This is a genomic window from Paramylibacter kogurei (assembly GCF_002742285.1).
Lineage (GTDB): Bacteria > Pseudomonadota > Alphaproteobacteria > Rhodobacterales > Rhodobacteraceae > Amylibacter > Amylibacter kogurei.
In genome coordinates this window covers 261,605-281,278 of sequence record NZ_MDGM01000012.1, presented here as the reverse complement: position 1 = coordinate 281,278, position 19,674 = coordinate 261,605, and the positions used below count along the sequence as shown (strand labels likewise).

At 50.1% G+C, this 19,674-nt stretch carries 18 protein-coding genes and 2 tRNA genes; 13 read left to right on the top strand and 7 right to left on the bottom strand.

Annotated elements, in window-relative coordinates; genetic code table 11:
* The first annotated feature begins 78 nt into the window (after positions 1-78).
* From BFP76_RS06810 to BFP76_RS06795, 4 genes are all read left to right on the top strand, one after another.
* On the top strand, positions 79-1,248 hold the full coding sequence (locus tag BFP76_RS06810; protein WP_099593957.1) for an alpha-hydroxy acid oxidase: 1,170 nt from the start codon (positions 79-81) through the stop codon (positions 1,246-1,248).
* Positions 1,249-1,339: 91 nt separating this feature from the next.
* Positions 1,340-4,786, top strand: a complete 3,447-nt coding sequence (pyc, locus tag BFP76_RS06805) for a pyruvate carboxylase (RefSeq protein WP_099592413.1) — start codon at positions 1,340-1,342, stop codon at positions 4,784-4,786.
* Positions 4,783-5,760 carry a threonine ammonia-lyase gene (locus BFP76_RS06800; protein WP_240513998.1) on the top strand — a complete coding sequence of 326 codons (978 nt, stop codon included), beginning with the start codon at positions 4,783-4,785 and terminating at the stop codon, positions 5,758-5,760. The genes pyc and BFP76_RS06800 overlap by 4 nt, the downstream gene beginning before the upstream one ends.
* A gap of 28 nt (positions 5,761-5,788) precedes the next feature.
* Positions 5,789-6,628 (top strand): phosphodiesterase, encoded by an 840-nt coding sequence (locus tag BFP76_RS06795; RefSeq protein WP_099592412.1) that lies wholly within the window; start codon positions 5,789-5,791, stop codon positions 6,626-6,628.
* Here BFP76_RS06795 and kynU read toward each other — a convergent pair.
* From kynU to BFP76_RS06780, 3 genes are all read right to left on the bottom strand, one after another.
* Positions 6,604-7,782, bottom strand: a complete 1,179-nt coding sequence (gene kynU, locus BFP76_RS06790) for a kynureninase (protein WP_099592411.1) — start codon at positions 7,780-7,782, stop codon at positions 6,604-6,606. The genes BFP76_RS06795 and kynU overlap by 25 nt on opposite strands.
* A gap of 16 nt (positions 7,783-7,798) precedes the next feature.
* On the bottom strand, positions 7,799-8,632 hold the full coding sequence (locus BFP76_RS06785) for an alpha/beta hydrolase (RefSeq protein WP_099593953.1): 834 nt from the start codon (positions 8,630-8,632) through the stop codon (positions 7,799-7,801).
* A gap of 336 nt (positions 8,633-8,968) precedes the next feature.
* Complete coding sequence (locus BFP76_RS06780) at positions 8,969-9,424, bottom strand: YtoQ family protein (protein WP_099592410.1); 456 nt, start codon at positions 9,422-9,424, stop codon at positions 8,969-8,971.
* Between the two features lie 158 nt (positions 9,425-9,582).
* Here BFP76_RS06780 and BFP76_RS06775 point away from each other — a divergent pair.
* Positions 9,583-9,657: transfer RNA gene (locus BFP76_RS06775), tRNA-Gly, on the top strand.
* 139 nt (positions 9,658-9,796) lie between these two features.
* Here BFP76_RS06775 and yghU read toward each other — a convergent pair.
* Positions 9,797-10,657 (bottom strand): glutathione-dependent disulfide-bond oxidoreductase, encoded by an 861-nt coding sequence (gene yghU / locus BFP76_RS06770; protein ID WP_099593951.1) that lies wholly within the window; start codon positions 10,655-10,657, stop codon positions 9,797-9,799.
* Between the two features lie 155 nt (positions 10,658-10,812).
* On the bottom strand, positions 10,813-11,487 hold the full coding sequence (locus BFP76_RS06765; RefSeq protein WP_240513997.1) for an SOS response-associated peptidase: 675 nt from the start codon (positions 11,485-11,487) through the stop codon (positions 10,813-10,815).
* 1,602 nt (positions 11,488-13,089) lie between these two features.
* Between BFP76_RS06765 and BFP76_RS06755 the strand changes: the two genes are divergently transcribed.
* Both BFP76_RS06755 and BFP76_RS14580 read left to right on the top strand, forming a co-directional pair.
* Positions 13,090-13,482 carry a Panacea domain-containing protein gene (locus BFP76_RS06755; RefSeq protein ID WP_205661388.1) on the top strand — a complete coding sequence of 131 codons (393 nt, stop codon included), beginning with the start codon at positions 13,090-13,092 and terminating at the stop codon, positions 13,480-13,482.
* The gene (locus BFP76_RS14580) at positions 13,448-13,972 is read left to right on the top strand and encodes a hypothetical protein (RefSeq protein WP_133117402.1); all 525 of its coding nucleotides are present in this window, start codon (positions 13,448-13,450) and stop codon (positions 13,970-13,972) included. The genes BFP76_RS06755 and BFP76_RS14580 overlap by 35 nt, the downstream gene beginning before the upstream one ends.
* A 142-nt stretch (positions 13,973-14,114) precedes the next feature.
* Here the strand turns inward: BFP76_RS14580 and BFP76_RS06750 are convergent.
* Positions 14,115-14,189, bottom strand: a tRNA-Thr gene (locus tag BFP76_RS06750).
* A gap of 168 nt (positions 14,190-14,357) precedes the next feature.
* On the opposite strand from BFP76_RS06750, the gene BFP76_RS14640 reads away from it, so the two are divergent.
* Genes BFP76_RS14640 through BFP76_RS06725 form a run of 6 tightly spaced genes read left to right on the top strand, consistent with a single transcriptional unit; the run spans position 14,358 to position 18,521 of the window.
* Positions 14,358-14,516 carry a hypothetical protein gene (locus tag BFP76_RS14640; protein WP_165775674.1) on the top strand — a complete coding sequence of 53 codons (159 nt, stop codon included), beginning with the start codon at positions 14,358-14,360 and terminating at the stop codon, positions 14,514-14,516.
* A gap of 12 nt (positions 14,517-14,528) precedes the next feature.
* Positions 14,529-15,797: a UDP-N-acetylglucosamine 1-carboxyvinyltransferase gene (murA, locus tag BFP76_RS06745; protein WP_099592406.1), complete on the top strand. Its 1,269-nt coding sequence runs from the start codon at positions 14,529-14,531 to the stop codon at positions 15,795-15,797.
* Positions 15,794-16,279, top strand: a complete 486-nt coding sequence (locus BFP76_RS06740; RefSeq protein ID WP_099592405.1) for a DUF2948 family protein — start codon at positions 15,794-15,796, stop codon at positions 16,277-16,279. Before murA ends, BFP76_RS06740 begins: the two co-directional genes overlap by 4 nt.
* An 8-nt stretch (positions 16,280-16,287) precedes the next feature.
* Positions 16,288-17,601 (top strand): histidinol dehydrogenase, encoded by a 1,314-nt coding sequence (hisD, locus tag BFP76_RS06735; RefSeq protein ID WP_099592404.1) that lies wholly within the window; start codon positions 16,288-16,290, stop codon positions 17,599-17,601.
* Positions 17,594-18,073 (top strand): UPF0262 family protein, encoded by a 480-nt coding sequence (locus tag BFP76_RS06730; protein WP_099592403.1) that lies wholly within the window; start codon positions 17,594-17,596, stop codon positions 18,071-18,073. The genes hisD and BFP76_RS06730 overlap by 8 nt, the downstream gene beginning before the upstream one ends.
* 4 nt (positions 18,074-18,077) lie before the next feature.
* Positions 18,078-18,521: an arsenate-mycothiol transferase ArsC gene (locus tag BFP76_RS06725; protein ID WP_099592402.1), complete on the top strand. Its 444-nt coding sequence runs from the start codon at positions 18,078-18,080 to the stop codon at positions 18,519-18,521.
* 3 nt (positions 18,522-18,524) lie between these two features.
* Here BFP76_RS06725 and upp read toward each other — a convergent pair whose 3' ends face one another.
* Complete coding sequence (gene upp, locus BFP76_RS06720; protein ID WP_099592401.1) at positions 18,525-19,157, bottom strand: uracil phosphoribosyltransferase; 633 nt, start codon at positions 19,155-19,157, stop codon at positions 18,525-18,527.
* Positions 19,158-19,674 lie beyond the last annotated feature (517 nt).

The following is a 19,674-nucleotide window of genomic DNA, read 5'->3' as shown; positions in this document are numbered from 1 at the left end:
TAGGGAAGCCATGTTCCATAATTGTTCCGCGTGTTTTTCACCATTGTCAATATCGCCCAATCTTCGCATAGTTTGCGCATGGATTTGGAAAATAAATACCCCAGCCTTGATGATATCAAACGCCGCGCAAAATCGCGCCTGCCCCATTTTGCGTGGGAATATGTCGATAGCGCAACGGGTAAAGAGGATCAAAAACATCGCAACCGCACAGCGCTTGATCGCATCCTGTTCCACACCAAAATATTACAGGGCGAATATACCCCCGATATTTCCACGCGGTTTTTGGGGCATGATTTTGCCACACCATTTGGCATTGCGCCCATTGGCATGTCGGGGATGATATGGCCCAATGCCGAACCGATTTTGGCGGACAAGGGGCGCGAACATAATATCCCCTATTCCATGTCCACGGTTGCAACCCTGACACCTGAAACCATCGCACCCCATTTGGGCGAACATGCGTGGTTTCAATTCTACCCAGCACGCGATCTGGAAATTCGTTCCGATATGATCAAACGCGCACGAGCGGCGGGGTTCACCACGCTGGTGCTGACCGTCGATGTGCCCATGACCAGCATTCGCGAACGCCAAAAACGTGCACAGCTGACCATCCCGCCGCGCATCACGCCGAATATGATTTGGCAATCCATCACCCATCCAACTTGGGCGATGGGGATTTTAAAACATGGCAAGCCGCGCCTGCGATTTGCCGAGGATTATCTGAAACTGGGGGGCAAGGTTTCATCCACCGCCCATGCGGGTTACGTCATTCGCGGCATGCCCGATTGGGATTATTTGGCCAGCCTGCGCGATATGTGGGATGGCCCGATGATCGTCAAGGGCGTCACCACCCCCGATGATGCCACCCGTCTGGCACAAACAGGGATTGATGCCATCTGGGTGTCCAATCACACGGGGCGTCAATTTGATGGCGGGTTGGACAGTATTTCAATGTTACCCCCCATTCGCACCGCCCTTGGCCCACATTTCCCCGTGATATTTGATAGCGGCGTTGAAACAGGTCTTGATATCATCCGTGCCTATGCACTTGGCGCTGATTTTGTCATGTTGGGGCGGGCGTTTCATTATGCATTGGCGGCCTTTGGCGCAACAGGAATTGACCATTTGATCAATATCTTACGTGCCGATATCGAATCGAATTTGGCGCAAATGGGGGCAAAAAACCTCAAGCAAGCATCAAAAATGTTAGCGCTAACGGAAAACCAACCGCAAATTGCCCCAAAATGACGCTAAAAATCAATTTTTGCTTACAAAACACAATATTGTCGCTTAAAAATTGTCCTAACGTCAAACCTCTACCCCAAATAGGTGAAGCCATATGAAATCCTTTAAGAAAATTCTGATCGCCAATCGCGGTGAAATTGCCATTCGTATTATGCGTGCTGCAAATGAAATGGGCAAAAAAACGGTCGCCGTTTTTGCAGAAGAGGATAAATTGGGTTTGCACCGGTTCAAGGCCGACGAAGCCTATCGCATTGGCGAGGGCATGGGGCCCGTGGCCGCATATCTGAGCATCCCTGAAATTATTCGCGTGGCAAAAATGTCTGGGGCGGATGCCATTCACCCTGGCTATGGTCTGTTATCAGAAAACCCCGATTTCGTTGATGCCTGCGAAGAGGCAGGGATCAAATTCATCGGGCCCAAGGCCAAAACCATGCGCCAATTGGGTGACAAAGCATCCGCACGGCGCGTGGCGATGGAGGCAGGCGTGCCTGTCGTTCCCGCCACCGAAGTGTTGCCCGATGACATGGCCGAGGTACGCCGCATGGCGGATGAGGTTGGCTATCCTTTCATGCTCAAGGCATCTTGGGGTGGTGGTGGGCGCGGTATGCGCCCGATCATGAATGCCGATGAACTGGAAGAAAAGGTTCTGGAAGGCCGCCGCGAGGCAGAGGCCGCATTTGGCAATGGCGAGGGATATCTTGAACGTCTGGTCCAACGCGCCCGCCACGTAGAGGTGCAAATTCTTGGCGACAGCTTTGGCAATATTTATCACCTGTATGAACGTGACTGTTCCGTTCAGCGCCGCAACCAAAAGGTCGTGGAACGCGCCCCTGCCCCATATCTGACAGAAAAACAACGCACGGAACTTTGCGAATTGGGTCGTAAAATCTGTGCCCATGTTGGTTATGAATGTGCGGGTACGGTTGAATTCCTGATGGACATGGACACAGAGGAATTTTTCTTTATCGAAGTGAACCCACGCGTTCAGGTGGAACATACCGTCACGGAAGAGGTCACCGGCATCGACATCGTGCGCGCCCAGATCAAAATCGCCGAAGGTGCCACATTGGAACGCGCCACAGGTGCCGCCAGCCAAGCAGACATCAAATTGAACGGGCACGCCTTGCAAACCCGTATCACCACCGAAGATCCGCAAAACAATTTCATCCCCGATTATGGCCGCATCAGCGCCTATCGTTCCGCCACGGGTTTGGGCATTCGCCTTGATGGTGGCACGGCATATTCTGGTGCGGTGATTACCCGTTATTACGACAGCTTGCTGGTGAAAATCACCGCCAAAGGGCCAAGCCCAGCAAACGCAATTGCGCGGATGGATCGTGCCTTGCGCGAATTTCGTATTCGCGGCGTATCGACCAATATCGCCTTTGTAATCAACCTGTTGAAACATCCAACATTCTTGGACAACACCTATACCACCAAATTTATCGACACGACGCCCGATCTGTTCAAATTCCCACAGCGTCGTGACCGCGCGACCAAGATTTTGAACTATATCGCCGATGTCACAGTGAACGGACACCCTGATGTGGAAGGACGCGCAAAGCTTGATCCGTTGATCAAGGCACCAAAAGCGCCGAAAAACCATGCGGATAAACCCGCATACGGTACGCGCAACCTGCTTGAAGAAAAGGGACCACAGGCCGTGGCCGACTGGATGGGTGAACAAAAACAACTCTTGATCACCGACACCACCATGCGCGATGGCCACCAATCATTGTTGGCAACCCGTATGCGCAGCCACGATATGATCAAAGTGGCAGAGGCATATTCACACAACCTGCCACAACTGTTTTCCATGGAATGCTGGGGCGGTGCAACATTTGATGTGGCCTATCGTTTCTTGCAAGAATGCCCATGGCAACGCCTGCGCGATTTGCGCCGTCGCATGCCCAACCTGATGACGCAAATGTTGCTGCGCGCATCAAACGGTGTGGGTTATACCAACTATCCCGATAACGTAGTGCAAGAATTCGTTCGCCAAGCCGCCGCCAGCGGCGTTGATGTGTTCCGCGTGTTTGACAGTTTGAACTGGGTCGAAAACATGCGCGTCGCAATGGATGCGGTTGTGGAAAACAACAAGGTTTGCGAAGGCACGATTTGTTACACGGGCGATATTTTGGACCCGAACCGTGCCAAATATAACCTTAACTACTACGTCAAAATGGGTAAGGAACTGAAATCCGCAGGGGCGCATGTTCTGGGCCTAAAAGACATGGCTGGTTTGCTAAAACCATCTGCCGCACGTGTATTGGTGAAGGCGTTGAAAGAAGAGGTCGGATTGCCGATCCATTTCCACACCCATGATACATCTGGCATTGCGGGTGCCACAATCTTGGCCGCGGCCGAGGCTGGTGTTGATGCGGTTGATGCCGCAATGGATGCGTTTAGCGGTGGCACATCGCAACCTTGTCTTGGGTCCATCGTCGAAGGATTGCGCCACACCGATCGCGACACAGGATTGGATATCGCACATATTCGCGAAATCAACGATTATTGGGAAGGTGTGCGCGCGCTTTACAAACCATTTGAAAGCGGCCTGTCATCCCCCGCATCCGAAGTATACTTGCACGAAATGCCCGGTGGTCAATTTACCAACCTCAAGGCACAAGCGCGTTCATTGGGGCTCGAGGATCGCTGGCCAGAGGTTGCAAAAACCTATGCCGATGTGAACCAAATGTTTGGCGATATCGTCAAAGTGACCCCATCGTCCAAGGTTGTGGGCGACATGGCCTTGATGATGGTTACACAAGACCTTACCCGCGCGGATGTAGAAAACCCAAAAACAGAGGTCGCATTCCCCGATAGTGTGGTTGATATGATGCGCGGCAATCTGGGCCAGCCAGAGGGCGGTTTCCCCGATGGGATCGTGTCCAAGGTTTTGAAAGGTGAAAAACCCGATACATCACGCCCGGGCGAACACCTCAAACCCCTTGATCTGGAAGCGGAGCGTGCAAAACTGTCCAAGGAATTGGATGGGTTCAAGGTCGATGATGAGGATCTGAACGGTTATCTGATGTATCCAAAAGTGTTCTTGGATTACATGGGGCGCCATCGCAAATTTGGCCCTGTGCGTACCATCCCAACCAAAGTTTTCTTTTACGGGATGAACCAACGCGAAGAAATCACCGCAGAAATTGATCCCGGGAAAACGCTGGAAATCCAATTGATTGCGGTGGGTGATACCGATGATGATGGTCAGGCGCGCGTGTTCTTTGAATTGAACGGTCAACCACGCACAATCCGCGTGACAGATCGATCAAAGGCCGCAACAAGCGCAAAACGCCCAACCGCGGAATCTGGCAATGCCGCCCATGTGGGCGCACCTATGCCCGGTGTGATTTCATCCGTTGTGGTCAATGTCGGCCAAGAGGTGAAACAGGGTGATATGCTGTGCACCATCGAAGCGATGAAAATGGAAACAGGCATCAACGCCGAACGTGATGGCGTGATCAAGGCGATCCACGCCCCCGCTGGTTCACAAGTTGACGCCAAGGATTTGTTGATCGAATTCGAAGCGTGACGCAAATACCAACGATTGATCTGCCCCAAATCAAAGCCGCGCAAAAAACGCTGGCGGGGCAGATCATCAAGACACCCATTGTTGATCTGAACCAACCCCAAATGGTTGACGCCCTGCCCGATGGGTGCCGCGCGACATTGAAACTGGAACTGTTTCAAATGGCGGGATCGTTCAAGGCACGCGGCGTTTATCTGTCTGTTCAAAACCTCACCCCTGATCAGCGCAAATCGGGTGTTGTTGCCGCCAGTGGTGGCAATCATGCACTTGCAGTGTCATGGGCGGCCAATGCCGCAGGGATCAGCGCAAAAATCGCCATTCCACGCCACGCCGATGCCATTCGCATTGATGGCTGTCGTGCACTGGGGGCGGACGCTATCCTGTGTGAGGATATCGCCCATGCGTTTCAAACCATGCAAGATATCGCAGCCAATGAAAATCGCGCGATATTACACCCGTTCGAGGGTCTATCAATGTCGCTTGGCTCTGCCACATTGGGCGCAGAATTTCATGCACAGTCCGATGATCTGGATATCGCCATTTTCCCCGTGGGTGGTGGTGGATTGATCAGCGGGGCGAGTGTTGCGCTCAAACTCTTGAACCCAAACATCGAAATTTACGGCATTGAACCATTTGGTGCAGATACGATGTATCGCAGCTTTGCCAGCGGCAAACCCGAACAGATTTCATCGGTGGATACCATCGCCGATAGTTTGGGATCACCCACCGCCCTGCCCATTTCATTTGGTCTAACCCAACAAAATGTCACCGCCATTCATCGCGTGCACGACGATGAAATGCGCCGCGCAATGGCGTTGATGAATCAATCGCTCAACCTGATGCCAGAACCCGCCTGTGCGGCAGCACTTGCAGGGTTGATCGGGCCATTGCGCGAAATTTGTGCGGGAAAACGTGTGGGCATATTGGCATGTGGTGCAAATATCAGCTTGGAAAAATTTCAAACCATTCTAGGGTAGTCGCAATTTTCGATTTACGAGGGATGTGATGCATAAAATCTTGGTCATGACGGATATTCACCTGTGCGATGCAGGGGAAACGATTATTGGGCTTGATCCGTTGGATCAGTTTCAACGCGCCCTAGATCACGCCGCCAAAACCCACCCAGATGCCAAGGCGTTATTTTTAACGGGTGACCTGACCCATGCAGGCACACCAGCGCAATATCAGGCACTAAAAACCGCAATTGATGGATACCCGATCCCGATCACATTATTGATTGGCAATCACGATGAACGCGAACCGTTTTTGGCCGCATTCCCCGATGCACCCCAAGGCCCCGATGGGTTTATCCAATCGGTGCAAACCATTGGCGATGATGTGATTATCACGCTTGATACGGTTGATCGTTCATTGGACAGCTTGATGGGACATGCAGGTTTTTTATGCCCTGCACGTCTGGCTTGGCTGGAACAGCAATTGATTGATGCGGGGGATGCGCGGGTGTTGTTATTCCTGCATCACCCGCCCCATGACATCGGGTTTCCGGGCATGGACATGATCCGTATGCGCAATGGCGATGAATTGCTTGCCTTATTAAACCGTTTCCCCAATGTCGCGCATTTTTTCGCAGGCCATGTGCATCGTACAATATCAGGCACCACACAGGGACAGAGCTTTTCCATGTTCAAAAGCACCTGCCATCAGATGCCGATGGTCACGGATGTGTGTGATCCATCCCTATCGGTGGAAGAACCAGCGGCCTATGGCATTATTTTCGTCACGGATGACAGCATTGTTGTCCATAGCGAAGATTACGATATCGCCGTAGACGCAGGCGCGGCCAAACGTGATGGTGCGTCTCAGGTCACGGCGGATCGTGTTTGAAATTTCGCGTCTTGCCACAGATCATCGCGCATGATCCGCGCCAATATATCCACCGCTTGATCAATATCGCCGCTATCTAAATACAGTGGCGTGAACCCAAATCGGATCAGATCAGGTGCACGAAAATCGCCGATCACACCGTGGTGGATCAAGGCTTGCATCACTGCATATCCGTTTTCACATTGAAACGACACTTGCGATCCGCGCAGTTGCGGATCACGCGGGCTGGCCAATGTTAAAGTGGGGCAGTGTTGTTCAACACCACTGATAAATCGCTCTGATAATGCAATGGAATTGTTGCGCAATTCATCCATTGAAACCCCTTCCCACACATCAAGCGCGGCATCCAGTGCCGCCATTTGTAAAATTGGTGGTGTGCCAACGCGCATCCGATCAATCCCACCCGCAGGGCGATACCCCAATTCAAACGCAAATGGCGCATCATGGCCAAGCCATCCTGACAATGACGGATCAATGCGGTCAATCAAATCGGGGCGTACATAGATAAACGCAGGCGCCCCCGGTCCACCGTTCAGATATTTATAGGTACAACCAACCGCAAATTCTGCGCCACTTGCCCCCATATCAACGGGAACCGCCCCCGCCGAATGCGCCAGATCCCAGATCACCACCACGCCCGAATCCTGTGCGGCCTTGGTCAGCGCCATCATGTCATGCATGCGCCCGCTGCGATAATCGATATGGGTTAACATCAACACCGCCACATCAGATGTGATATGTTCCAACACTTTATCAGGGTCCACCACGCGCAATTCATGCCCGCGATTCAGCGTATTTAACAACCCTTGCGCCATGTATAAATCAGACGGGAAATTGCCATTGTCGGATAATACAACACGGCGATCGGGGTTCAGGTTGAGCGCCGCTGCCAATGCCTGATACACCTTGATCGACAGGGTATCGCCCAACACCACGCTACCATTGGCGCAACCCAACATGGCACCAATCCGATCCCCCAATCGCGTTGGCATATCCATCCAACCCGCATCGTTCCAACCTTTGATCAACATCGCACCCCATTCATCGTGAACGGTTTGCGACAGGCGCGTGGGCACGGATTTTGGCAATGGCCCCAGCGAATTGCCATCCATGTAAATCACACCCTCTGGGATTTGAAACTGATCTTTTTTCACGGTGTTCTCCGATAAATTAAAATGGGCGTAGGATGGTTTGCATCAAGGCAGAGTTTTGATCGCGCAGCCCATCAATCACATTAAAATGGTGTCGATCTGGTTCCACGATTTCATCGCTCCAGATCCCAAGCCCGCGCCAGACATTTGCGATCAATGCGTTTTGGCGTAAAAACTCCGAACGCTCACCCCCGCCCACCCAAGCGGTGATACGCGCATCCTTGCGCGGTATTTTCAATGCTGGGCTGCTTTCAATGGCGCCGCGCATATCCAAGCCCAGCGCATCGTTGATTTTGGTTTTCAACATTGGACGTAAATCAAACAGCCCCGAAATCGGCACCACATGGCGAATACGTTTGGCGATATCGGGCGCAATGGGCGCATCCGTTTGGCACATGGATGCCACCAAATGACCCCCTGCCGAATGCCCTGCCAACACAATGGGCCCACCATATTGCCCACCCGCATGATCAATCGCCGCCCCAACCATTTTTATAATGGTCGCAACGGATACATCAGGGCACAGATCATACGATGGCAAAACCGCCACCCATCCCGCATCAACCGCACCTTGTGCCAAATGCGACCAGACGGATTTATCCGTGGCTTGCCAATATCCACCATGGACAAAGACAAACAATCCTTTGGGCGTTTGTTTGGGAAAAAACACATCGTATTTTGCGCGATCCGTGGCGCCAAATGCCGCGCTATATGGAACATCCAATTCGCATGCCACATTGGCGCGAAATGCCGCTGCATCGCCTGCCCATGTTTCGCGGATCAGCGCACTATCAACAATATGCCCCGAATTTTCATAGGCATCATCCCAATCGGTAATCTGAAAACCAGCCATATATCCCCCCATGTGTTGCGGGTATTAAATACATCCCATACGCCATGCGCAATTGCCAAGATCAGCGAACGCAGGGGTTACGGATTGCTAAATCATCTGCGCTATAACATCGTTGACGTCAAAATTGTGGTTCTTGGTTTGCGGGGCTGACATCCCCATTGCAAATCTGCTGAATTTCACTGGTGAGCAAGGTTAAAAACCTTTGGCATTTCGGATTAACACCCCGAAAGATACGAACCGCTTGGCGGGCCCGCCCAAATATTTATGTTACTGCATCAATTGCATGACACATGAACAAACCCCGCAACGCGTATACGTTGCGGGGCGTTTGTGCTGTTATGCGGGCAATGTGCCGTTTGAAATATAGCGCAGCATATCAACAACCTGCGTTGGGTGTTCGCATACGGCCAATGCGGCGGCGTCCACTTCTTTTAACGCATGTTGATGATCAGGCCCGTGGATCACAATCAATGATTTACCCAGTGCGGCGGCATAGCCTGCATCAAAGGCTGCGTTCCACTGTTTGTATTTATCGCCAAAGCGCACCACAACAATATCCGCATCCCCGATGCCCTTGCGAATGCGCATCGCATTCAACTTGGCCGATTTGTGATCATGCCAGAATTTATCCGATTCCGCCCCCATGATCGCAGGCCCACAATCATCCGATGCATCGTGATCGGTGACAGCAGATGTAAATGTCGCATCCACCCCAGCCTTGGTGCAGCCTGTTTCAATTTCGTTGCGCCAATCCGTATGGATTTCGCCTGATAAAAACACATTCAATCCCATGATATTTCCTTTCTGCTTGCCCCTGTTAGGCCAGAAATGGCCAAAATCAGCAAGAGATGAAAATTTTTTGCAAAAGCGTGTTTTTCCCCTTGCGAGTCGCGGCTGTATGCTTATAACGCCCCTTACCCAAGGGGATGAAACAAGCCTCACACATGGAAGCGGGCGTAGCTCAGGGGTAGAGCATAACCTTGCCAAGGTTAGGGTCGGGCGTTCGAATCGCCTCGCCCGCTCCAAATAAAACAAAGGGTTGCAACAATCGTTGCAACCCTTGTTTCGTTTTAAAACCCATCATTTCGCAATCGGTTCAAAATCTGGGGCGGCATCAAATGGCATCCATGCCAATTCACACCGCCCCGTTTTGTATTTCCTTAATTATTGCGCCGCGGTTTCGATTTTATCTTGGGTTTTGGTATCAAAATCGCTGGCGTCGTGGCGTTCGTGCAATTGTTCGGATGGTTCGCCCCAACCACGATTCACCATTTTTCCGCGCTGATATGCAGGGCGTGCAAAAACCTCGTCCGCCCAGCGGTTCAGGTTTTTATAACTGCTTGTATCCAAAAATTCAGCGGCATCATAAACCGTGCCTTTGGCAACCGCGCCATACCACGGCGCAGTGGCAATATCGGCAATCGAATATTCATCACCGCCCAAAAATTGACGATCCGCCAGATTGCGATCCAACACATCCATTTGGCGTTTTGCCTCCATCGTGAAACGATTGATCGCATATTCGAATTTTTCCGGGGCATAGGCATAAAAATGACCAAACCCACCACCCAAATAAGGTGCTGACCCTTGCAGCCAGAATAACCAATTCAACGCCTCTGTGCGTGCGGCGGGGTTTTTTGGCAGGAATGCATCAAATTTTTCTGCCAAATACAACAAGATCGCGCCACTTTCAAAAACGCGGCTGCCTGTTGTCGTGTCAAACAAGGCTGGGATTTTTGAATTTGGGTTTACGTCAACGAAACCGCTTCCGAATTGATCGCCCTCTTGGATGTTGATCAACCAAGCATCATATTCGGCACCTGTGTGCCCTGCGGCCAACAGCTCTTCGAGCATCACGGTCACCTTCACACCATTTGGCGTGGCCAGCGAATAAAGCTGTAATGGGTGTTTACCCGTTTGCAATTCCTTGTCATGTGTCGGGCCAGAAATCGGGCGATTGATACTGGCAAATTTTCCGCCGCTTTCGGCATCCCAAGTCCAGACTTTTGGTGGGGTATAGCTCATCATATTCTCCTTGCGAATTTAACACCGACCCTAGGCTTAATGCGCAAGGGTGTAAAAGTGCGAAAATTGCCAATCACACCAAATTTACATTTTGATCGGAAAAATCAGCAACACAGGTGAACGATTGCCCCATAACATGCCAGATCAACACCGCCTTAAAACGCAAATCCCATTTGTGCTGGTGGATCATAGGGTTCGATCAAACTTTCACCATCATCTTTGGGTTTGATCGGTTTAACCGTGTGAAACTGCATCCGATTTTCAAATGTGGTTCCAAGAACCTCGCGATCCACATGATCGTTTTCTAACCAAGATTGCACATCTGAACATGACAACATCACAGGGGATCGCGCATGGATATGTTCAATCTGCTTCAATGCGGGGCGGGTTAAGATCGTACAACTTGCCCCCTCGCCTTTGCGTTCTGAATAAAGCCCGGCAAACCAGAAAAACGGCTCGTTCATCTTTGGTGCGATAAACCAAGGCTGTTTATTACCCTTGTCACCCGTCCATTCGTAATACCCGATTGCAGGGATCACACAGCGATGGTTTTTCCATGCCTTGCTGAATGTCGGCTTATCTGATGCGGTTTCAATTCTGGCATTGAATGTGGTTGCTTTCCAATCTTTGGACGCACCATGAAAGCTGTCTGGAACAAACCACCACCGCGCTGTGGACATGTTAAATGCCCCATTGCCAAGCGTTGCCATGCGCACCTGTTGCGTTGGTCGGATATTATACCCAAGATCGGCAGGTGGCGCATTCATTTCGATCATTTCAAAATTTTCAAGAAATGCGCGTTGGATGCTGTAAATTTCAGCCCAAGTCATATGTCCCGATATTTGCGCACCACACATACAAAAACATTAACAAGCAAGCGTCATGCGTATCAACCATGTTTCCACACAACACAGTTCATCCGAACGTATAAATTGTGTGGCGGGCGGTCTTAGTTGATCCTTATGCATGAAAACCATCATTGTTTGCACTGGATAAATTTCGTCAGACCTGTCTGACGCCACCTCGTGCCATTCATCGAAAGTCCGGATTGAGCCCAAAGAAACGTAATCAATGCTTGTTTGTGATGCATCGGTCCAATAAGTTTTGGCAACTTGTTCTTAGTGCATAACTGGCAATGAGGAACAATGAGTTACTATGGAGGCGGCCGTGCTCAGTTACGAGTTTTGGGATAAACAGATAGCTAGCGAAGCTGAAAGGCTGGGTTTTGATGACGGTTACAAGATTCTTTATGGACCTTGGGAAACTATTGGAAACTCTGACACTGTTTTCTTGTCTCTTAACCCTGGCTGTCCCCCACATGGTGCGGACCTTTTCAGTATTTCAGATGAACGTGGCAATTCCTACGAAGTAGAGAAATACACAACGTTATCCCCGATCACGGCGCAATTTCTTGCATTGGCAGATCTATTAGAATTGCAACCTAAGCAAATACTTACTGGAACCGTCGCACCTTTTCGAAGCAACCGGTGGATGAGTATTTCTCTCTCTCAGCGTCGGGGTGCATTAGAAGTCGGGAAAAGATTCTGGGAGGACGTCTTCGCAACCAATCGACCCAAGAGGGTGATTTGCTGTTGCCCTCAGGCTAGGAAAATAACTAGTGAGATCCTAGACGCTACATTAGAAATGACTATCAGTTCTGGGTGGGGTAACACTTCGCTTCATAGATTTAGAGCTAAGGACGGGGCTTTAATCGCTCAAATCCCACATCTATCGACATTCAAACTGTTGAGCCGTCCTGCATGCATCGCACCCCTCAAATTGATCCTTGATCTATAATGTTGTGATTTTACGTAAGAATTAAACGGCAGATTTGTCCGCATAGCCGACACCAAGCCATTTCCTTAATGACTCCCTCGTCAAGATAACAATTCCGCTTTTCCCAGAATTTCAGAACCTCAAGGAGTGCAACGACCTAAAGTGGCGTCTGAATGGCGAATTTATCGCGCCGTTCACAAATTGGTTTAAATGGTGCTGCCGAGAAGATTTGAACTTCCGACCTCTCCCTTACCAAGTATTCGGGTGGTTGCTTTTGGTGCTTTTTGAGTGGTGAAAATTGCTGTTGTTGCCTGTTTATGCTGCCTAAATGTAAAAGCACCAAAGGTTCCAAAGGTGCGCAATTCGGGCAGTTATGCGCGGATTAGTGCGCTGGTGGAAAGCACCAAAGGGGACATTGATAACTTGAGAAATGAATACTGCTAGTTTTGGCAACCTGTTAAATATTTCTACACATTATAGCGCAAAATTACGCCAATTGATATTTCACCATGAAAGATCTATATATATTATATAACTTATATATAATATAAAAAGTTAGTTAAAGTTGTCAGAAGGGCTGACGGGAGTAACCTGTCAGAGTGGAAGATATGTCAGCGAGAGACGTCGCACAGTACATCATTGATCAAGCGGGGCCAATGACCTCGATGAAACTACAAAAGTTAGTTTACTATTCCCAAGCATGGACAATTGTTTGGGCTGACGATGTATTGTTTATAGATCCAATCGAGGCGTGGGATAATGGGCCAGTAGTTCGCGATCTTTGGGTAGCGAACAAAGGAACCTTTAGAATTAGCGAAATTCCAGATGGAGATTCCGATAAGTTGAGCCCTGAACAAAAACTAAACATAGATTCTGTTTTGAATTTTTATGGAGACAAGGATGCTCAATGGTTAAGTGACCTAACCCATATGGAACGACCTTGGCGCGAAGCTTTTGAGCAAGGGCGAAATACCCAATTAGATTTAGAAACTATTTCAGAGTACTATTCTTCCATTGAACCAGAAGTCGAAGCGGCAGGCGCGGGCTGAGCGAAAACACATTGCAGCGGCGAAAAAAGCAGAGAAAAACGCTCGGCTTGTAACTACAGTTGTGCAAGAAAATATCAAGAAACCTAGAAAGAATAAAAATCCCGACTCTATTTTTGCGATGCATATGAGTTGGTGCCTCGATTATGCTGATCGTGAATGTTCGTGGAGTTGGGGATGCCAACGCGATTGGACAGAGGCCGAATGGGCAGAAAATATCAAACCAAAACTGGATGAATGGTCAAAGCTAACTTGGAAAGAAATAGATGAATTTAGCTCCGATACTGGTCACAAAATGCACCACAATATGGACTGTGACGTAATTTGTGAGGAAGCCCAACTTAGACTTTTGGAAATCGAACTAGATGGGGATGTGATATTCAGATTTAGATTAGGGAACAAATTGCGCTTATGGGGATTTAGGAAACTTCAAGAATTTCAAATTGTTTGGTACGATCGCCAGCACAAAATTTACCCAACCGATCCAGATTAAGCAAAAATAAACTTATTGTAAAAAAAACCAAAAGAACCAACAACTTAACGCTAAAAAATTTAGTGCGCAAAATGCGCAGTGGATCAAATTCGCACAAAAGCACCAATTTTCAAAATTTACACTTATTTATCAAGTGTTTAAATGGTGCTGCCGAGAAGATTTGAACTTCCGACCTCTCCCTTACCAAGGGAGTGCTCTACCCCTGAGCTACGGCAGCATCCTGTGATCATTTGCTTGCGCTTGATCTATCACATTTTGCGGGTGATTCTGAAAACTGTGACACAGATTCACATAATCACCTGTAAGTTGGCGCGGTTTTAGCGAAATTCAACGATAGTGCAAGGGCAATCTAGACCCCGACCAAACCTTGGGGTAAAGACCTTTCATGAACAAAGACGACAAAGATAACGAACAACCCAAAAGCACCAAGGTGGTCAAGGCAGAAGCACGCGCAGAAAGGCTGCGAAAACAGCTTCGTGCGAACCTGCAACGACGCAAGGCACAGGCACGTGTGCGCACCGATGACGATGCGACAAACGAATAAGGGACAGGCAAAATGGATTCGATCATTGTAAAAGGCAACGGCGCGTTGCATGGGCAAATTCCAATTGCGGGCGCAAAAAATGCCGCGCTCACATTGATGCCCGCAACATTGCTGACCGAAGACCCGATCACATTAACCAATGTGCCCCGCCTGTCCGATATCGCGACAACCAATGAATTATTGCAATCCTTGGGCACCGAGGTTGCGGTCATGCAAGACGGTCAATTGATCGTTTTGGATACCAAAGAAATCACCAATCACACCGCCCATTATGACATTGTTCGCAAAATGCGGGCGTCCATTTTGGTTCTGGGCCCAATGCTGGCGCGTTCAGGTCATGCATCTGTGTCATTGCCAGGTGGTTGTGCCATTGGCGCGCGCCCCGTTGATTTACATCTGCGCGGGCTAGAGTCATTGGGCGCAGAATTTGATCTGCGCGATGGTTATGTCCATGCCAAGGCACCAAATGGGTTGAAAGGTGGCACATATGACATGCCATTTGCATCTGTGGGTGCAACGGAAAACTTTTTGATGGCAGCGACTTTGGCCAAGGGCACAAGTGTTTTGAAAAACGCAGCGCGTGAACCTGAAATCGTTGATCTGGCCGATTTGCTCCGTGCGATGGGCGCACAGATCAGCGGCGATGGCACACCTGAAATCACGATTGAGGGTGTCGATAAATTGCACGGTGCAACCCACCCTGTTGTCACCGATCGCATCGAGCTTGGCACATATATGCTTGCGCCCCTGATTGCGGGGGGCGAGGTTGAATTGCTGGGTGGGCGACGTGATTTGCTCGAAGCATTTTGCCAAAAACTGGAAATCGCAGGCGCGGATATCACGCAAACCGATGCGGGGCTAAAGGTCAGCGCGAAAAACGGGCGCATTCATGCGGTGGATGTAACAACCGAACCCTTCCCCGGTTTTCCCACCGATTTACAGGCGCAAATGATGGCGCTGTTATGCACGGCGGATGGGAAATCCGTGCTGGAAGAGAATATTTTTGAAAACCGCTTCATGCATGCACCCGAATTGATGCGTATGGGTGCAAATATCGAAGTGCACGGCGGCACGGCCACGGTGACGGGTGTTGATAAACTGCGCGGTGCACCGGTGATGGCGACGGATTTACGTGCATCTGTGTCCTTGATCCTTGCAGGATTGGCGGCAGAGGGTGAGACCATCGTCTCTCGTGTGTATCATCTTGATCGTGGCTATGAACAAGTGGTGCGAAAATTTTCTGGCATTGGCGCCTCAATTGAACGAGTATCGAACAAATGACCCAACAAGACGCAAAATTCGAAGATGGCGACGAACAGCCAATCGCACTTCGCGCCAAAGATGGCGAAGATTTGGCGATCATTTCAACGCTGGTACAAGACGCCATTTTGCCGATCACGGAAATCACGTGGAAAGCGGATGAAAACCGTTTTGGCCTGTTGCTGAACCGTTTCCGCTGGGAAGATAAAACCAAGGCGCAAAAACAAGGGCGCGATTTTGAACGCGTGCAAACCGTATTGGTGTTTGATGCGGTTTTGGCCGTGGCATCCAATGGCATTGATCTGTCGGACAAAGATCAGGTGATTTCCCTGCTGTCGATTGATTTTGAGGCGGACGGCGATGGCGCGGGCAGCATCAACTTGATTTTGGCAGGCGATGGAATGATCGCATTGGATGTTGAATCCATCCAAGCCACGCTCAAAGACGTGACCCGCCCATATGTTGCGCCATCGAAAAAATCCCCTGAACACGATTTGTCATAGGCAATTTGATGCCCGTATTTTTAAATAGTTCTGACGCCGATTTCGAAACACGCTTTCGCGATTTTTTGGGGTCAAAGCGCGAGTCGGATGTGGATGTGGACGCAGCCGTTGCCGATATTTTAAACGATGTGCAAACACGCGGCGATGCGGCGGTGATTGAGTTGACGGCGAAATTTGATCGCCTCACCCTCACCCCCGAAACATTGGCGTTTAGTGCGGCAGAAATTGACACAGCAATCGCAACCGTCCCCGCGGATGAAGCCGCAGCATTGGAATTGGCGGCAAAACGCATTCGTGCCTATCACGAAAAACAATTGCCCGATGATGCATGGTGGACAGATGAAACCGGTGCAAAACTTGGCTGGCGCTGGGGCGCGGTAGAGGCCGCGGGTTTATATGTGCCCGGCGGTTTGGCGTCATACCCATCATCGGTGTTGATGAACGCGATCCCCGCACAGGTTGCGGGCGTTGATAATCTGGTGATTTGTGCACCCACGCCCGATGGCAAGGTGAACCCGCTGGTTTTATTGGCTGCGCGCCTGTCGGGCGTTGAAACCGTTTATCGCATCGGTGGCGCACAGGCGATTGCGGCGATGGCATTTGGTACAGAAACAATCGCCAAGGTTGATACAATCACAGGGCCTGGCAATGCCTTTGTCGCCGCTGCCAAACGGCGCGTTTATGGGCGCGTGGGCATTGATATGATCGCAGGGCCATCAGAAATTTTGGTGATTGCAGATAAAAACAACAATCCCGATTGGATCGCGATTGATTTGCTTAGCCAAGCAGAACATGACGCATCCGCACAATCCATCCTGATCACCGATGATGCCGATTTTGGAGTTGCCGTTGCAGAGGCCGTTGAATTGCGGCTGGAAACATTGGAACGGCGCGATATTGCACGACCCAGCTGGGCCGATTACGGCGCGGTCATAACGGTTGCAGATTTGGATCAAGCGGCGGCACTGTCGGATCGTATTGCGCCCGAACATCTGGAACTCTGTGTGGCGGATGCTGAAAATTATGCAAAAAAAATCCGCCATGCGGGCGCGATATTTATCGGAGCGTGGACACCAGAGGCGATTGGCGATTATGTTGGTGGGCCAAACCACGTTTTACCAACCGCGCGATCCGCGCGATTTGCATCTGGCCTGTCGGTACTGGATTTCATGAAACGCACAACATTATCCATGATGACCCCCGCCGCATTATCGGCCATTGGCCCCGCCGCCAAAACATTGGCGACATCCGAAAGTTTGGAGGCGCATGGCCTGTCTGTTGGGGCGCGTCTTGATCAATTGAACGAGGCACGCGATGGCTGATCCCTCATTCTTGATTGATATTACGCTCGATGATGCGGGCCTGCCCCCACCAACGGCGGAAACCGAACAGGAACGCCGCGTTGCGATTTATGATTTGTTGGAAGACAATCAATTCACGCTAACAATTGATGATGCACCAAAGGGGCCATATAAATTGGTGCTGGGCATCGTTGAACGCCGCCTTGTATTTCGCATCACCACCAAGGATGACAAACCCGCATCGGAGTTTCACCTGTCCCTGTCGCCCATGCGCCAAGTGATCCGTGATTATTTCGACATTTGCGAAAGCTATTTCAACGCGGTCACCAGCCTGCCCCCTGCCCAGATCGAAGCAATTGATATGGGGCGGCGCGGGATTCATAACGAGGGTGCGTCACAACTCCAAGAACGGCTTGACGGTAAAATCGCAGTTGATGATATGACCGCACGCCGCCTGTTCACCTTGATCTGCGTATTACAATTCAAAGGATAGGCACATGACACAATCCAAACCATCCGCGGTTTTGTTTTGCTGCGATCATAATTCCATTCGATCCCCAATGGGCGAAGGCATGTTAAAACAACATGTGGGCACATCTATTTTCGTGCAATCCGCAGGCGTTAAAAACGACAAAGACATTGACGGGTTCGCCATTGCCGTGTGCCAAGAAATCGGTGTCGAGCTGACCAAACACAAGGTGCGATCATTCGAAGATCTGGAAGATTGGGGAGATGATCTGGACAGTTACGATTTAATCATCGCCTGTTCACAAAATTCTGCGGATGCGGCGCGTATGCACACCAAAGGTTCCGCCGTCGAAGTTGAATTTTGGGATATCGACGATCCCACGATCAAGGGCGAAACGCGCGAAGAAAAGCTGAATGAATACCGCGCGGTGCGCGATGATATCCAAGCGCGGATCAAGGCGCGTTTCACCTAAAACTTATTTCGTGCCAAACATGCGATCACCCGCATCGCCCAACCCTGGCAGGATATAGCCGTTTTCGTTCAAACGCTCATCCAATGATGCGGTCACAATCGGCACATCGGGGTGTTTTTCTTTCATCAAGGCCACGCCTTCGGGTGCTGCCAACAGGCACAAAAACCGAATGTTGGTCGCACCTGCCTCTTTCAACATATCAATCGCTGCGGCTGATGAATTGCCCGTGGCCAACATCGGATCAACGGCAATCACCAAACGCTCGTCCAAATGCTTTGGCACTTTGAAATAGTATTTCACAGGTTTCAGCGTTTCTTCGTCGCGATACAGCCCAACAAAACCAACACGCGCTGATGGCACCAAATCCAACACGCCATCCAGCAACCCATTGCCCGCACGTAAAATCGACACCAGCGCCATTTTTTTGCCCGCAACAAACGGAGCATCCAAATCCTGCATCGGGGTTTTGATGCGTTTGCTGGTCATTTCCAAATTGCGCGTCACTTCATATGCCAACAGATGGCTAATTTCGCGCAGCAATTGACGGAATTGATTGGTGGGAGTTTTGATACTGCGCATATAGCTCAGTTTATGCTGAATCAACGGATGATCGACGACGGTAAGGTGTTGATCCATGTTCTTCTCCTTTGGATATCTGGGCATAGTGTGCAAATCAGGTGCGGATTCTACAAGTAGTTATTGAATCACCCCAAACGATTCACCCAAATCAACGATTCGATTCACCAAAAATCGTGCGATTTTCTCAAAGGTTCACCGCTAAACCATGCCAGAACCCATTGTTTATGCTGACACATTTTACACGCGACGGTGAGATTTCATTTCAACCATTCACAAACACATCGCAAAAGATTCACGCATGTGTGAGCGACGGAAATTGGCACATACGCATGGTTTAAAAAATCGACTCTGGATCAAATTTGGGCAATTCGCGGCGCTGATTCACCCCTGTTCAATCACCCTATCATAAAGGGCTTGGCGCGCATGAAACTGACTGTTTCCAAATGGGCGACACGCTCGCAATTTCGTGACAATGCGTGCGTCACAAACCCGTGCGTAACCGTGAGCAAATTCGTGAATTGAGAGCGGCGAATTGGCGGCCTAGATGTAATTCATCGAACAGCGAAACGCATCG

What these genes read in the sequence shown, in the direction of transcription:
- yghU (WP_099593951.1), bottom strand. Translation starts at nt 10,657, where the DNA reads ATGAGCTATACCCCACCAAAAGTCTGGACTTGGGATGCCGAAAGCGGC.
- BFP76_RS06810 (WP_099593957.1), top strand. Translation starts at nt 79, where the DNA reads ATGGATTTGGAAAATAAATACCCCAGCCTTGATGATATCAAACGCCGC.
- upp (WP_099592401.1), bottom strand. Translation starts at nt 19,157, where the DNA reads ATGGATCAACACCTTACCGTCGTCGATCATCCGTTGATTCAGCATAAA.
- BFP76_RS06795 (WP_099592412.1), top strand. Translation starts at nt 5,789, where the DNA reads ATGCATAAAATCTTGGTCATGACGGATATTCACCTGTGCGATGCAGGG.
- BFP76_RS06765 (WP_240513997.1), bottom strand. Translation starts at nt 11,487, where the DNA reads ATGACTTGGGCTGAAATTTACAGCATCCAACGCGCATTTCTTGAAAAT.
- murA (WP_099592406.1), top strand. Translation starts at nt 14,529, where the DNA reads ATGGATTCGATCATTGTAAAAGGCAACGGCGCGTTGCATGGGCAAATT.
- BFP76_RS06780 (WP_099592410.1), bottom strand. Translation starts at nt 9,424, where the DNA reads ATGGGATTGAATGTGTTTTTATCAGGCGAAATCCATACGGATTGGCGC.
- BFP76_RS06730 (WP_099592403.1), top strand. Translation starts at nt 17,594, where the DNA reads ATGGCTGATCCCTCATTCTTGATTGATATTACGCTCGATGATGCGGGC.
- pyc (WP_099592413.1), top strand. Translation starts at nt 1,340, where the DNA reads ATGAAATCCTTTAAGAAAATTCTGATCGCCAATCGCGGTGAAATTGCC.
- BFP76_RS14640 (WP_165775674.1), top strand. Translation starts at nt 14,358, where the DNA reads ATGAACAAAGACGACAAAGATAACGAACAACCCAAAAGCACCAAGGTG.
- hisD (WP_099592404.1), top strand. Translation starts at nt 16,288, where the DNA reads ATGCCCGTATTTTTAAATAGTTCTGACGCCGATTTCGAAACACGCTTT.
- BFP76_RS06755 (WP_205661388.1), top strand. Translation starts at nt 13,090, where the DNA reads ATGACCTCGATGAAACTACAAAAGTTAGTTTACTATTCCCAAGCATGG.
- BFP76_RS06725 (WP_099592402.1), top strand. Translation starts at nt 18,078, where the DNA reads ATGACACAATCCAAACCATCCGCGGTTTTGTTTTGCTGCGATCATAAT.
- BFP76_RS06785 (WP_099593953.1), bottom strand. Translation starts at nt 8,632, where the DNA reads ATGGCTGGTTTTCAGATTACCGATTGGGATGATGCCTATGAAAATTCG.
- BFP76_RS06740 (WP_099592405.1), top strand. Translation starts at nt 15,794, where the DNA reads ATGACCCAACAAGACGCAAAATTCGAAGATGGCGACGAACAGCCAATC.